The sequence below is a fragment of the Methanofollis sp. W23 genome (assembly GCF_017875325.1).
Taxonomy (GTDB): domain Archaea; phylum Halobacteriota; class Methanomicrobia; order Methanomicrobiales; family Methanofollaceae; genus Methanofollis.
This window is the reverse complement of the sequence record NZ_JAGGMN010000001.1, coordinates 1,435,016-1,449,214: the sequence shown is the minus strand read 5'-3', so window position 1 is coordinate 1,449,214 and position 14,199 is coordinate 1,435,016. Positions and strand designations below refer to the sequence as shown.

Here is a 14,199-nt window from a genome sequence, read left to right as displayed (position 1 = left end):
TGGAGAAACTCTGTAGAATGCATATCATCGAGACCCGGGATCTCACCTATGCCTACCCGAACCGTCCTCCTGCCCTCAACGGCGTGAACTTCACCGCGGGCCGGAAAGAGAGGGTCGCGGTGATCGGGGCAAACGGTGCCGGGAAGAGCACGCTATTCAAACACCTCAACGGGATCCTGAAGCCTTCTTCGGGTGAGGCGCTCGTCCACGGCGAGGCTGTCACGAAAAAAAATCTCCGCGAGGTGCGAAAGACCGTCGGGCTCGTCTTCCAGAACCCCGACGACCAGGTGTTCTCACCGACAGTCGAACAGGACATCGCCTTCGGCCCGACAAACCTCGGGCTTGACGAGGAGATGGTCACCCACCGGGTGGAGAGCGCCATCCGACTCATGGCCCTTGAAGACCTGCGCGACCGTCCGCCCCACCACCTCTCCGGCGGGGAGAAGAAGAGGGTGGCCATCGCAGGGGTCCTGGCGATGGAGCCCCAGGTGCTCGTCCTCGACGAACCGACGGCCGGGCTCGACCCCCAGGGCGTTGCCGACCTGGTCAGGTTCGTGAACACCCTGCCCGAAGAGTTCGGGATGACCGTGATCTTCTCCACCCACCACCTCGACCTGGTCCCAGAACTCGCCGACTCGGTCTATGTGATGGACCACGGTCAGGTGGTGGCCCATGGCTCGGTGCCCGAGATCTTCTCACGGCCAGCCCTCCTTGAGCAGACCCGCCTCGACGTCCCGGCACTCCAGCGGTTGATGCACGACCTGCGCGATGCCGGGGTGCCGATCGGTGAGGGCTACACCTATGAAGAGGTCGTGGAGGCCTTCACCGAAGCATACCGGGGCCGGGCATGATCGAGAAACTCTTTGATATCGAGGAGTCGGCCCAGGGCAGCAGCATGGTCCACCGCTGCGACGCACGGGTCAAACTCATCGTCACCTTTGCGGTGATCATCGCCGCCGTGGCCCTCCCCTATACCACCGCCGCCTACCTCCCGTCCGTGCTCTTCATCGTCTTCTTCGCACTCCTCTGGGCGGCGGCGCGACTCTCCCCGACAGTCTACCTCAAGCGTCTCCTCCTCGTCCTGCCCTTTGGGTTCTTCCTCATTTTTTTCCAGATCTTTTTCACCAACCCGCACTATGCCGAGTTCCACTCTCTCGTCACCCTCCCCCTCGGGATCCATATCTATGCCGAGTCGGTGGAGTTTGCGTCCATCCTCGGGATAAAGTTCCTGGCCTGCATCTCTTTTATCATCCTCCTCTCTTCGACGACGACGATGCAGGGGATGCTCAAGGGTGCGGGCAGGCTTGGTTTCCCGGCTGAGTTCACCCTCATCATCGGGATGATGACCCGCTACCTCTTCCTCTTTGCCAGGATGTATCTGCGGATCGGGGCGGCCCTCCAGACCAGGTACTTCGACGCCTTCGACCGTTCCCTCCCATACCGCTACCGCATGAAGATGCTTGCCTACACCATCGGGACGGTCTTTCTCCGCTCCTTCGAGCAGGGGGAGCGGACCTATACGAGCATGCTCTGCCGGGGGTATGGCCGGGACTCGCACCTCTTCATCACGAAAAAACCGCTCCAGAAGGGTGAGTGGGTCTTCCTTGCCGCGAGTCTTGTGGTCGTCCCGGTCATCGCACTCCTCGGATGGGTCGTCTGAGGAGAATGGTTTTTATTGGTTCTCTAGAATCGCTCATGAAACGAATTTTCAAGCGGTTCTTTGAGATCCACCTCCAGGATCAGGATGCGAATGAGAAGGGAGGGACCTGATCATTCTAAAGAATATTCTATCCTCTGCATATCGTCCACACCAGGATCCGGTGAGTTCAAATTCTCATGCAAACCTCAAGGGCTGATCTTCGAGATCAGTTTCATGGGAACCCCTTGCATGTCCTGGGCGTAAGCGAGAACCACCAACCCCGCATAACTTCTTGCTCGGGGCTTATGAAGATCCTGAAGGTTTTTGGCATGCTTTCTGATGTCTCGCTCCGGGGCCTGCTCTCGAACTTGTACAATGAAGATTGGACCGGAAAGCACCTTTGATGTTCCTGGAGAGAGAGGTGCAGTCCTCATCACTATCTCCTGAGATACAAGCGAGAGCGAGCACGAGAAGATCTCTTTGAAGGATCGGAGTATACAGTGCGAGAAGAGGAGAAGAAGTGAGTCCAGGCTCTGTAGAAATTATCTTGAGTCATGGACGGCGCCGCACCTTTCATGTCCCTCTATTCAGCCTTCCCGGCGCAATCGTGGTTCCTGGAGGTCTGGGGGCAGAGTCCCCGGCGAAAGTGTATAGGAAGGCGGGGGACACACGTTCCCCCCATGATAAGTGGAGGTTTCTACAAAGCCAGAGTTCTGAGATTCACACCACGGTGGTCGACGGGAAAAAGACGGTGAATGATCAGAGTGCCGGGACGAACACCACATCTTTTTTCAAGACCCGCGGCAATCCCCTTCTCATGGAAAGCAAATTTGGCAGGGGGTTTGTGATCCCGCTCGTCGCTCTGAGCAGACATTTCGCTCTTCCACCTGAGAAGGCATTCCTCGGGGCGGCCGACCACCTCACCGAACTGACCCTCCCCGGCCAGTTCAAAGGCACCAGGGTCGAGGAACTGCTCACCCATCTCCGCACGCAGGTGATCTGGCACCAGCCAGGGGTCGCAGACGCTAAAGATGCCGAGGCGGTGAAGAAGACGCTGAACCGTTTGCTCGTCGAGATCGACCGGGGTCTCGGGATCGACGATCCGCAGGTCGGGGTCTATGAATAAGTGAATGCCGTCTCCTTTATCCCTCGCGGACAAACGGCTTCGCGGCGCTGGAGAACCAGGCATGAACCTCTGACGCATACGCGGTTGGAAATGAGTGGAGTTCTCTAAGAGTGCTTTCTGCACTATCATGCCTGGGGCGGCACGCCCCACACCCCTGAGGGGGGATATGGGAGAGGACAGCGTCTTTCTCTCTCTCTCTTCTGGATCGCTGAAGATGCCTTCCCGGCACCGGAGTGGGGGACGGTGGATGGTTCGCACTTGCACCTTGGAAAGATGAGGGTTTCTACAATGCCAGAATTCTACAAAACCCACATCTCATGTGTAGAAGAAGTCACACCAGGTCTGCCCCTCGCTCTTCCAATTCATATATCCCCTGAAAAGGACACAAAAAAATGCGGGGGCTCCCTGGTCTGGGAGCGTTCCCTTTTATTCTTCGTCTTCATCTGCCTGGACAAGGGCAAACCCGACAAGTTTGTCTCCCTCGCCCATCTTCATCACCCGCACGCCGCGGGTGTCCCGCTTCTGCACCGAGATCTCTGATACCCTGGTCCGCATCGCGATCCCCGACGCGCTCATCAGGATGATCTCGTCCTCTGCCGAGACCGCCCTGGCCGCGACCACGCCGTCTCCATAGGCGGCCCTGAGATTCCTGATCCCCATCGTGCCGCGGTGACGGTTCCTGAACTCGTCGAAGTGGATCAGTTTGCCGGCGCCCCTGCCGGTGACTGCGAGCAGATAGTCCTTCTCCACCAGGGCAAGCGAGACCAGACAGTCTCCCGGCCGCAACCTGATCCCGATCACGCCCTGACTGTTGCGGTGGAGACTCCTGATCTCCTCTTCCCTGAACCTGAGCCCAAGCCCTTTCCAGGTCGTCAGGAAAATTCCCTGCTTCCCATCGGTGATCTTCACGTCCACCAGTTCGTCGCCCTCTTTCAGTTTGATCGCGAGGATCCCGCTTGACCTGGGCCTGGAAAACTCTTCGAGTGGGATCTTTACGACCATACCCTTCTTTGTTGCAAAGAAGAGGAACCGTCCGGGCTCAAAGTCCCGCGTCGGGATGATGGTGGTGACCCGCTCCTCCCCGCTCAGGTTGAGGAGGTTGACGATCGCCTTCCCCTTGCCGGTGCGGACCGCTTCAGGGATGTCCCAGACCCGCATCCAGTAGATCCGGCCCAGGTTGGTGAAGCAGAGGAGATAGTCATGGGTCGAGGCCACGAAGACATCGGTGACCACATCGTCCTCCTTGGTCGCCATCCCGATGATCCCCCGGCCGCCCCGGCGCTGCTTGCGGTACGTCTCCAGCGGGAGACGTTTGATGTAGTTGGTGGCCGTAAGAGAGACCAGGGCTGGTTTGTCCTCGATAAGGTCGGCCTTGGAGATCTCGCCTTCTGCCGCCGAGATCTGGGTCCGGCGCTCGTCGCCGAACTCCTCCCTGATCGCCGCGATCTCTTTCTTGATCTCCTTCAGGATATGGGGACGGTCAGAGAGGATCTCCTGCAGACGTGCGATCTCTTTGCCAAGGGCCTCGCGTTCATCGAGCACCTTCTGCTGCTCAAGGGCCGCAAGACGGCGCAGCTGCATCTGGAGGATGGCGTTCGCCTGGACCTCGTCGAGCCCGAACCTGGTGATCAGGGCCTTACGTGCGTCGTCTGCACTCTTCGACGCCCTGATCGCCGCGACGACGTCGTCGATACTTTCGAGCGCAAGGACCAGTCCGTTGAGGACATGGACCCGGTCCTCTGCCTTGCGCAGGTCAAACTCGGTCCGCCGCCGGACCACCTCGACCCGGTGGTCGAGGAAGTGCCCGAGCATCGCCGGGAGACTGAGCACCATCGGCCGCCCGTCGACGATGGCCAGGTTGTTGATCCCGAAGGTGGTCTCAAGGGGCGTGTGCTTGTAGAGCTGGTTCAAGATCACCTGGGGCATGGCGTCACGCCTGAGGTCGATGACGACCCTGATCCCCTCCTTGTCAGACTCGTCGCGGATGTCGGTGATCCCCTCGATCCGCTTGTCCTTGACCAGGTCTGCGATCTGCTCGACAAGGTTTGCCTTATTCACCTGGAAGGGGATCTCGGTGATGATGATCCTGGGGCGTTTCCCCTCGTCCTCGATCTCCGCAACTCCCCTGACGACGCACTTGCCCTTCCCGGTCAGGTAGGCCGAGCGGACCCCGGCCGTGCCCATGATCACCCCGCCGCCCGGAAAGTCCGGGGCCGGGATCTTCTGCATCAGTTCCTCGACCGTGACTCCTGGATCGTCGATATAGGTGCAGAGGGCGTCGCAGACCTCGGTGAGGTTGTGCGGCGGCATGTTCGTCGCCATCCCGACCGCGATCCCGGACGACCCGTTGACAAGAAGATTTGGCATCTTCCCTGGGAGGACGGTCGGCTCTTTCGTCGACTCGTCGAAGTTCGGGATGAAGTCCACCGTCTCCTTCTCGAGGTCGTCGAGCATTGCCTCGGCAAGAGGCCTGAGCCGCGCCTCGGTATATCGCATTGCTGCTGCCGAGTCGCCGTCGATGGACCCGAAGTTGCCCTGCCCCTCGACTGGCATGTAGCGGTACGAGAAGGGTTGCGCCATCTTCACCATCGTGTCATAGATCGCAGCGTCGCCGTGCGGGTGATATTTCCCCATCACATGCCCGACGATGCTTGCGCTCTTCTTGGTAGGTTTGTCGTGGGTGTTGCCCATCTCCCACATCCCATACAGGATGCGGCGGTGGACCGGTTTGAGACCGTCCCTCACGTCAGGGATGGCCCGGCCGATGATGACGCTCATGGCATAGTCGATGTACGAGGACTTCATCTCGTTCTCGACCGTGACCGGGATCACCCGTCGTCCTTCGGCCGCTGTCTCAGATGTCAAGGTTCTTCACCTCCTGTGCATGTTTCTTGATGAACGCACGCCGCGGCTCGACGTTGTCGCCCATCAGCTTCTCAAAGATCTCGTTCGCATAACTTGCGTCCTCGATCTGCACCTGTTTGAGCACCCGGTGCTCGGGGTCCATGGTGGTCTCCCAGAGCTGGCCGGCATTCATCTCGCCAAGACCCTTGTAGCGCTGGACGCTCACGCCCTTCTCGCCCATCTCGGCGAGGGTCTCTTTCATATCTTCCTCGCTGAAGGTGTAGCGCTCTTTCTTGCCCTTGCTCACCCTGAAGAGCGGTGGCTGGGCGATGTAGACATAGCCCCGTTCGATGAGTTCAGGCATGTACCTGAAGAAGAAGGTGAGGAGCAGGGTCCTGATGTGTGCCCCGTCCACATCGGCATCGGTCATCAGGACGATGTGGTGGTAGCGTGCGCGGTCGGCGTCGAAGTGTTCCCCGACGCCGGTGCCGATCGCGGAGATGAGTGCCTGGATCTCGGCGTTCTTCAGGATCTTGTGCGGGGAGGCCTTCTCGACGTTGAGGATCTTGCCCCGCAGTGGGAGAATGGCCTGGAACCGCCGGTCACGTCCCTGCTTCGCAGAACCGCCTGCCGAGTCACCTTCCACGATATAGACCTCGCTCTTTGCGGGGTCGCGTTCAGAGCAGTCGGCAAGTTTGCCAGGGAGGCCGCTGCTCTCCAGGGTGTTCTTGCGCCGCGCCAGTTCGCGGGCGCTATGGGCGGCCTCGCGTGCCCGTGCGGCAAGGAGAGCCTTGTTGACGATCGCCTGGAGGACCTTCGGGTTCTCCTCGAAGTACTCGGTGAGCGAGGCATAGGCAAGGGAGTCGACGATGCCCCGCACATTGGAGTTGCCGAGGCGCATCTTGGTCTGTCCCTCGAACTGGGGGTTGGCGATCTTGAGGGAGATGACTGCACAGAGTCCTTCCCTGACGTCCTCCCCCCGCAACGACCCGCCGTTCTTGAGGAGGTTGTTCTTCTTGGCCGAGGAGTTGATCGCGCGGGTGATGGCGCTCCTGAACCCTTCGAGGTGCGTGCCGCCTTCTCTGGTGTTCACCGAGTTGACAAAGGTGAAGATCTGCTCTTTGTAGGTGGAGGTGTACTGGAGGGCGACTTCCACCTCGAGTTTGTTCTCCTCGTCCTCGCGGTCGAAGGCGATGACCTCTTCGTGGACTTTTTCGTCGCTTGCGGTGAGGTGTCTGATGAACTCGCTGAGTCCACCCTCGTAGCAGTGGCGTTCCTCTTCGCCGGTCCGTTCGTCCAGGATCGAGATGGTGATCCCTGAGTTGAGGAAGGCGAGTTCGCGCATCCGGTGGGCAAGCACCTCGAAGTCGAAGATGACGGTCTCGAAGATCGCCGGGTCAGGGCGGAAACAGATCTTTGTCCCGGTGATGTTTCTCCCGAACGTGTCGAGGAAGCGGTCCCGGTCTTCTCCGATCTCGTCCCAGTCGCCCTCTGTGCCGTAGACCTGGACGTACCTGGCCTTCATCTCCTCAAGGCTCTCGTCCCGCCTGGTAAGCCGTTTGGTGACGATGCCGCGGGAGAATTTCATCTCGTGGACTTTTCCGTTCCTGAATACGGTGGCTAAGAGTTCGGTCGAGAGGGCGTTGACTACCGAGACGCCTACGCCATGGAGGCCGCCGGAGACCTGGTAGGTGTTCTTGTCGAACTTGCCGCCGGCGTGAAGGACGGTGAGCACCACTTCAAGGGCGCTTTTGCCCCCGTCCATCCTGTCGACCGGGATGCCCCGGCCGTTATCCTGGATGACGCAGGTTCCGTCGGCACCAAGGACAAGGGTTATGTGGTCGCAGTACCCGGCGAGCGCCTCGTCGATGGCATTGTCCACCACTTCATAGACGAGGTGGTGCAACCCCCTCGTGTCGGTGCTCCCGATGTACATGGCGGGCCGCTCGCGCACTGGCTCAAGCCCTTTCAGTACGGTGATATGGGAGGCGTCATATGATTCTTTCATAGATGTCCTCCGTTATAATAAAGGAAGCAAAAGATCGTGGATTCACAGTCTGATATATAGGATGTATATCCTCATTAAGGTACTTATATTGCGAGACTTTTTCTTATGCCAGGTCAGGGTTTGGCACCGCCGGCATGGTCTGCGTCGCCGAGAGCATCTCTCCAGGTTTTCTTCTGTGCAGGGTACAATATCGAGAGGGGCGCCTGCCGACGGGGGGTTTGGACCAGGTAAAAATTGGTGTAATACGGCTCTGTAGAAATCCTCTGGGCAGGTATCTTTGGCGGGAGGCGTGCCGCCCCCCAGATCTCCCCGCGCGATTCGAGAGGTGGTGGAGCGATTGATTGTGCCTTCCTGGCCCTATCTTCCTCCTGGGGGTTGGGAAGGCAGAGGGCAGATGTTCTGGATCATTTTCAAAGTAAATCCTCATAGATCTCTCAGAGGATCTTTCTGATCACGTGCCCTCCCACCTCATACGCGCCGGAGCCATCCCCTGATCCCCGGATGAATATGAAAGGAATGGTGCCTTCCTCGGCTCGATCGTGCGGTGGGAGGTGCGAGAGGCGGCGCGGCCCCTGCAAGAGAGAACCATCCTGAGAGATCCTGCAGAGCCAGAAGTAGCTCACTCTCGCCCTCCTTCCTTCACGCAAATATCAGAGCAGAAGGCAGGGACCATCATGATGAAAAAACGACCCCGATCTCTTTTGATCTGTCATGAGAGGAGTCAGGGCGATCTGAATTTCGTGCACCTCTCTCAATTCTAATCATTGGGCTCTGTAGAAATCCTCATGATGAATCTCTCTGGCGGGGGAGCGTGCCGCGACACGATAGGTTGAGGAGGGCAACATCCTTCTTTATGATTATTTATTCTGCCTTCCCGACCCCATCTTCCTCCCGGGGGTCCGGGGGCAGCGCCCCCGGCGGGAGGCTATGGGAAGGCGGTTGACACGCATTCTCCCCACGATATGTAGGGGCTTCTACAGAGCCGATCGCCGGGATCATGTTCACGGGGGAGGTACGCTCCGGGCAGACCGCATGCGCAGAATCCCATCGCAGTGTCCTGGTATAGAAGGACCCCTCATCACCTCCCTCGCAAAAGGTGGCGGAGTTGTCTTCCCTGCATCCAGGGTATGCTTTTTCTACCTGGCCGCTGGATGCTCACCTATGGTGCATCAAGAACGGATCACGGTGACCACCAGCGGGGAGGGCGACATCATCGACCTCACCCCGGCGGTGCACCGGTGTGTGGAAGCAAGCGGAGCCGAGAATGGGGTCTGCACCCTCTTTGTCATCGGTTCGACGGCGGCGATCTCGACGATCGAGTACGAGGACGGGGTGCTCGACGACCTGCGGGGCGCCCTCGAGCGGGTCGCTCCTTCGGATATCATCTACGCCCATGACAGACGGTGGGGGGACGGGAACGGACGGTCGCACGTGCGTGCCTCGTTCGTCGGCCCCTCTCTCACCCTGCCGGTGGAGCACGGGTCGCCGGTGCTTGGCACCTGGCAACAGGTCGTCCTCCTGGAACTTGATATCAGGCAGCGCCGTGAAAGAACGGTGGTCTGCACGGTGCTGCCCTAAAAAAGTGGATCTCAGAATTGAGATAGAAAAATATCTACCAATGGTTTCTGTTCAGTCGAGTGGGATCGTTTCAAGCTGTGAGACCAATTCCCAGATCCGGGTTCGGGCATGAACCGGCATGTTCGGATCATTGGAGACCTCATCGATGGTTGAGATCGCCTCAGCCGCACGCAGGCCGATGCTCTTCTCCTCGTTCATGAGGAGAGTCTTGGTTTCGTCAGCAACCCTGCGGATGTTACGAGGGATGGTGTTGTCTTCAGAAATATGCTGAAGCATCTGAATACACACATTTATTGTTTCCTCTGGAGTGGCCATTGACAATCACCCTTTATTACTATATACCTCTGGTTCTTATATACATTGATTTATCAGAACGCATTCGGAGGCAGAGATGACAGAGAGAAAACCAGAGGATATCATGGCCGAGTATCTCCTGAAAGGAGGCAAAATGCTCGCAAAAGAGTGCAAGGTCTGTGGATCTCCGTTATTCGAGTATAAGGGGGAGACGCTCTGTGTCGTCTGTGCAGAGAGGACAGAACAGGAGGAGAGCGCATCGACCGCGCCGGTGCCCGCCGCGGCCCCGGTCTCCCCCTCCACCCCTGCTCCCCAGGCCAGGGCAGGCACTGCCGAGGCCGGGATCGAGGCGGCGGTCGCTTCCCTCTGCGGACGGGTCGAGACCGAGACCGACGAGCGCCGGTGCCTCACCCTGATGCAGGCGGTGCTTGCCGGCGCCGAGGCCCTCAAACTCCTCCGTCACTCATAAGGCCGGGTCGAGAGTTCCCTGATCTTCTCGGCCGTCTTTTTTCCGATCCCTTTTACCTGGCTCAGGTCGTCGACGCCTGCGTCGATGACCGCCTGTACCGACCCGAAGTGTGCGAGGAGGGCGCGCGCGTGTTTGAGCCCGACCTCAGGGTAGGCCGCGACGATATATTCCTGCTCTTCCTGTGCGGTCCGGTAGGTCTTTGCCGGCAGGACCGCTCGTTCGGTCCGCTCGCTCCCCTCTCTCCTGGCGATGACGGCAAGCATCTCGGCGGTCTCCGTAGCGCTCCTGGTGAAGATGAGCGAGACGCCGAGGTCGATGGTGATCGCGGCGAGCGCTCCCCTGATGGCGTTGGGATGGATGTCTCGTGCGGCATAGAGATCCCCCTCGCCCTCGACGATGAGGACCGGGCGGGTGACCGCGGAGGCCAGGGCCCGCACCTGGCCCAGGAGGTCGCGCTCGACCAGGGTGTCGGCAAAGTCCTGAACGGTCTTGCGCTCCACCAGCACGCGGTCGCCGACGGCGTAGTCCCCGACTTCCAGGCGGGTGAGGTTCACCCGCATTCCGAGGTCAGAGAGAACCTCGACGACCTTCGAGGAGGTCTCGCGGTCGTCGGCGGTGATCACCGGAGCGTCGGGTTCTGGGGACGCCGGTGCGGGGGCGTCGGCAAACGAACCGATGCTCGTCTGTCCCGTGGCCTGGGGTGCCGGGGGTGCAGGCGGGGCCTGGCCGCCGTTGTTGTTCCCAAGTTTCCTGATCCCCTTGATCATCTGGCGCTCGCGGTTGAGGCTCACGTACTTGTAGACCTCGTCTGCAGTTCCTCTGGTGGTGAGGACGATGATCCGTCCTGCCTCGTTCCGGCCGGTCCGCCCTTTCCGTTGGATGCTTCTGATCTCCGACGGGACCGCTTCGTAGAAGATGACCAGGTCGGTGGACGGGACGTCGAGTCCTTCCTCGCCGACCGAGGTGGAGACGATCGCCGGGAACTCGCCCTCGCGGAACCGCCTCAGCACTTCGATCTGCTGCTTCTGCGTAAGCCCCTTCTCGGCGTCTTTGGTGGCCTGCCCCACGAACCGTTCGGCATGGACCCCCGCCGCCATGAGAGCGTCGACCAGGTGGCCGACCGTGTCCCTGAAACTCGCAAAGACGATGGTCCTGCTGCCAGGGTGCTCGCGCACCTCTTCGAGGACGAGGTCGACGGTCAACCCGACCTTGGGATGGAGTTCATGCTCCCACCCGGCGGCGCGGGTGCAGAGTCTGCGGAAGACCGGGTCGCCGGCAAGCCGCCTGCTTGCCTTTGTTCCTTTTGATGAGTGTCCCTCAGAGGAGAGTTTCTCCAGGTAGGTCCTGAGGGCCGCACTCCCCTGCGACTCGGCAAGCGAGACCGCGTGCCTCACCTTCATGATCTCGGCGTACACCGAGGCCGCCATGAACCCGGCAGCGTCGCGCTGTGCGATCCGCGCCTGCACCTGGGCGTTGAGACCGTTGAGCGCCTTCATCGAGAGTCGTTCGCGTCCCGGCACCCTGAACCCGGCCTCCCTGAGGGCGTTGAGCCGCGAGTCAAGGAGACGGTTGAGGTCGGCGACGGCCTCTGCAAGGTCGTCAGGAAGGTCGACTGAGAGATAGTCCACCTCGCGCTCATGGACGTACGGACGGACGTCGGGATCATGCTCGGTCCGCGTCTCCACCTGCACGACCCCGAGGTGTGCCATCACCTCTTCCACCTTCCCGTGGTCCCCGCCAGGCGAAGCGGTCATCGCAAGGAGAAGCGGCTTCTCGGCCGTCGTCAGGTAGCGGCGGGCGAGAAAGACATATGCATAGTTCCCGACCGCCCGGTGGCACTCGTCCACCACCAGGAGCGTCACCCCGCCGAGGTCGTAGCGCCCGGCGATGAGGTCGTTTTTCACTACCTGCGGGGTGGCAAAGACCGCCTGCGCGCGTTCCCAGGTCGCCGTGCGCTCTTCGGGGGCGGTGTCCCCGGTAAAGAGTGCGCACTCCCCGTCAGGGAGCATGAGCCGTTCTGAGAAGAAACGGAAGTGCTGCTCCACGAGCGGTTTGGTCGGGGCAAGCATCAGGAGCCTTCCCCCCTCCTGGTACAGCCGTGAAGCTGCGGTGATCAGGGCGACGGCGGTCTTGCCAAGGCCTGTAGGCAGGACCACCATCGTATGGGTGTCGAGGGCCTGGAGAGCGATGGCGAGCTGGTATCGCCGTTCTTCCAGGCACTCCGGCCTGATGAGGGGGTGGCTGATGTACTTCATTCTGTCGTAAGGTCGGCAAAGGTGGTGCGGCCCCTGGTAAGAGAGACCAGCGTCTGGACCAGAGCGTCGGTCCTGACCCGCACCTGTGCCATGGAGTCGCGGTCACGCAGGGTGACCGTCCCCGCCTCTTTCGTCTCGGTATCGACGGTCACCGCAAAGGGCGTCCCGATCTCGTCCTGCCTGCGGTACCGGCGGCCGATCGCCCCGTTGTCGTCGTAGTCGGCAAGCACGCCGGCGTCCTGGAGGTCGACGGTGATCTCCCGCGCGATCGTGTCGAGGCCGTCCTTGTTCACCAGCGGGAAGACCGCCACCTGGACCGGGGCGATACATGGGGCGAGGCGGAGCACCTTCCGGACCTCGCCGTCGACATCCTCTTCTTCATAGGCGTGTTCGAGAACCGAGTAGATCATCCGGTCGACCCCGTACGAGGGCTCGATGACATGGGGCATCACCTCGGCGCCCCGCACCTCGACCTCCTCCTCGTGGAGGGTGTAGAGGTCGCCTGGCACAAAGATCGTCTCGCCGTCGACGACCACCTCGGCGCCGTCAGGTCCGGGCATCGCCTCTTCCAGGGCGGCGGCGATCTTTGCGGCCTTGCCGCGGTACTTGGGGCCGAGCACGCCCATGTTGGCGACGATCCGCTTCCTCGTCTCTTTGCGCGCCTTGTCGAAGGGGACAAAGACGGTCATGGAGTCCCCGCTCTCGGCCGCATGGGCCTTGAGGTCGTAGTCGGTCCTGTCGGCGATCCCGACGACCTCGACCCACCCGAACCGCTCAGAGTACACTTCGGCGTCCCAGCAGTCGATGGCATAGTGGGCCCGCTCGTCAGGGAGGTGCTGCCTGAAGCGGGTCCGCTTCGGATCGATCCCGATGGCGGCCAGGAGTTCGTGGGTGAGGGCGAGGTAATAGGCGATATACTCGTTGGCGATGATCCCCTCGTCCACCGCCTGGCGCATCGTCCTGGTGATCGCCTCGGTGTTCTGCTGCTGCTGCTCGATCGCCCAGAGTTCTACGGGGTAGTCGGCGTAGCGCGCAAAGGCGGGGTGCGTCTTCTCCTGGGGGTTGACAAAGATCTCGGCTTCTGCCTGGGTGAACTCGCGCAGGCGGATCATGCCCTGGCGCGGCGAGATCTCGTTCCTGTACGACTTGCCGATCTGGACGGCGCCGAAGGGGAGTTTCTGCCGGTAGAAGCGCGAGAGCCTGGAGAAGTCGGTGAAGATCCCCTGGGCGGTCTCGGGCCTGAGATACCCTTTCCGCTGTGAACCTGGGCCGATGGTCGTCTGGAACATCAGGTTGAAGTCAAAGACCTCGGTCTGCCCGAAGGGTTCGCCGCAGGACGGGCAGGTGGCGTCGGTGATGGCGGCTTCCAGGTCCTCTTTGGAGAGGACCGCGCCATTCTCGACCCCGCATGCCTCGGCAAGGTGGTCCGCCCGGAAATATTCGTGGCAGTGGGGGCACTGGCACATCTTGTCGGCAAATCCCTTCACATGGCCTGAGGCGAGATATATGGACTCGGTCCCGACGGTCGGGCACTCGATCTCGTAGTAGCCTTCTCTGATGATATAGTAGTGTCTCCAGATGTCTTCGATCCGCCGTTTTGTCATGGCACCGAGCGGGCCGTAATCGATGAACCCGGCAACAGAGCCATAGAGCTCTGCTGAGGGCCAGACAAAGCCGCGGCGTTTTGCAAGTTCTATGACTTTATCGTAGATGTCACTCACTGTGATCAGTCCCTATAGTTGTTTGACCATAGGATTATATAGTGACACTTTCCCTGCCAGGACGAGGTGGGCACCTGGCAGGGAGCAGGGGTGTGCCTGGGGGTGTTGTCGCAGAACCGCGCAGATAATTCGACCTCGCAATAGGGGGTGTGGAAAGAATTTCCAGGGAGAAAGGTTGGATATCATCCCGATGGGCACGGAAAAATCCCATGCGCGGGGGGTGGAAAAATCTGAAAAGATCAGGGGGTGGAATGGCAGGATCTTT

General features: G+C 60.4%; 10 protein-coding genes. 5 read left to right on the top strand and 5 right to left on the bottom strand.

Annotated features, from left to right (window positions below; translation table 11 throughout):
* Positions 1 to 17: 17 nt before the first annotated feature.
* The 3 genes from J2129_RS06050 to J2129_RS06040 all read left to right on the top strand — a co-directional run bounded on the left by J2129_RS06050 (position 18) and on the right by J2129_RS06040 (position 2,765).
* The gene (locus J2129_RS06050; protein WP_209630012.1) at positions 18 to 851 is read left to right on the top strand and encodes an ATP-binding cassette domain-containing protein; all 834 of its coding nucleotides are present in this window, start codon (positions 18 to 20) and stop codon (positions 849 to 851) included.
* The gene (cbiQ, locus tag J2129_RS06045) at positions 848 to 1,660 is read left to right on the top strand and encodes a cobalt ECF transporter T component CbiQ (RefSeq protein WP_209630011.1); all 813 of its coding nucleotides are present in this window, start codon (positions 848 to 850) and stop codon (positions 1,658 to 1,660) included. The genes J2129_RS06050 and cbiQ overlap by 4 nt, the downstream gene beginning before the upstream one ends.
* Before the next feature lie 709 nt (positions 1,661 to 2,369).
* Positions 2,370 to 2,765 (top strand): hypothetical protein, encoded by a 396-nt coding sequence (locus J2129_RS06040; protein WP_348632298.1) that lies wholly within the window; start codon positions 2,370 to 2,372, stop codon positions 2,763 to 2,765.
* Between the two features lie 426 nt (positions 2,766 to 3,191).
* On the opposite strand, the gene gyrA is transcribed toward J2129_RS06040, so the two are convergent.
* Together gyrA and J2129_RS06030 are read right to left on the bottom strand one after the other, a co-directional pair.
* Complete coding sequence (gene gyrA / locus J2129_RS06035; protein WP_209630010.1) at positions 3,192 to 5,630, bottom strand: DNA gyrase subunit A; 2,439 nt, start codon at positions 5,628 to 5,630, stop codon at positions 3,192 to 3,194.
* On the bottom strand, positions 5,620 to 7,617 hold the full coding sequence (locus tag J2129_RS06030; RefSeq protein WP_209630009.1) for a DNA topoisomerase subunit B: 1,998 nt from the start codon (positions 7,615 to 7,617) through the stop codon (positions 5,620 to 5,622). Before J2129_RS06030 ends, gyrA begins: the two co-directional genes overlap by 11 nt.
* Before the next feature lie 1,161 nt (positions 7,618 to 8,778).
* Between J2129_RS06030 and J2129_RS06025 the strand changes: the two genes are divergently transcribed.
* On the top strand, positions 8,779 to 9,195 hold the full coding sequence (locus J2129_RS06025) for a secondary thiamine-phosphate synthase enzyme YjbQ (protein WP_209630008.1): 417 nt from the start codon (positions 8,779 to 8,781) through the stop codon (positions 9,193 to 9,195).
* 51 nt (positions 9,196 to 9,246) lie between these two features.
* On the opposite strand, the gene J2129_RS06020 is transcribed toward J2129_RS06025, so the two are convergent.
* Complete coding sequence (locus tag J2129_RS06020) at positions 9,247 to 9,510, bottom strand: UPF0147 family protein (RefSeq protein ID WP_209630007.1); 264 nt, start codon at positions 9,508 to 9,510, stop codon at positions 9,247 to 9,249.
* Positions 9,511 to 9,586: 76 nt separating this feature from the next.
* Between J2129_RS06020 and J2129_RS06015 the strand changes: the two genes are divergently transcribed.
* Positions 9,587 to 9,958, top strand: a complete 372-nt coding sequence (locus J2129_RS06015) for an autoantigen p27 domain-containing protein (protein WP_209630006.1) — start codon at positions 9,587 to 9,589, stop codon at positions 9,956 to 9,958.
* Here J2129_RS06015 and J2129_RS06010 read toward each other — a convergent pair.
* Together J2129_RS06010 and glyS are read right to left on the bottom strand one after the other, a co-directional pair.
* The gene (locus J2129_RS06010; RefSeq protein WP_209630005.1) at positions 9,949 to 12,213 is read right to left on the bottom strand and encodes a DEAD/DEAH box helicase; all 2,265 of its coding nucleotides are present in this window, start codon (positions 12,211 to 12,213) and stop codon (positions 9,949 to 9,951) included. The genes J2129_RS06015 and J2129_RS06010 overlap by 10 nt on opposite strands.
* Complete coding sequence (gene glyS, locus J2129_RS06005) at positions 12,210 to 13,934, bottom strand: glycine--tRNA ligase (protein ID WP_209630004.1); 1,725 nt, start codon at positions 13,932 to 13,934, stop codon at positions 12,210 to 12,212. Before glyS ends, J2129_RS06010 begins: the two co-directional genes overlap by 4 nt.
* Positions 13,935 to 14,199 lie beyond the last annotated feature (265 nt).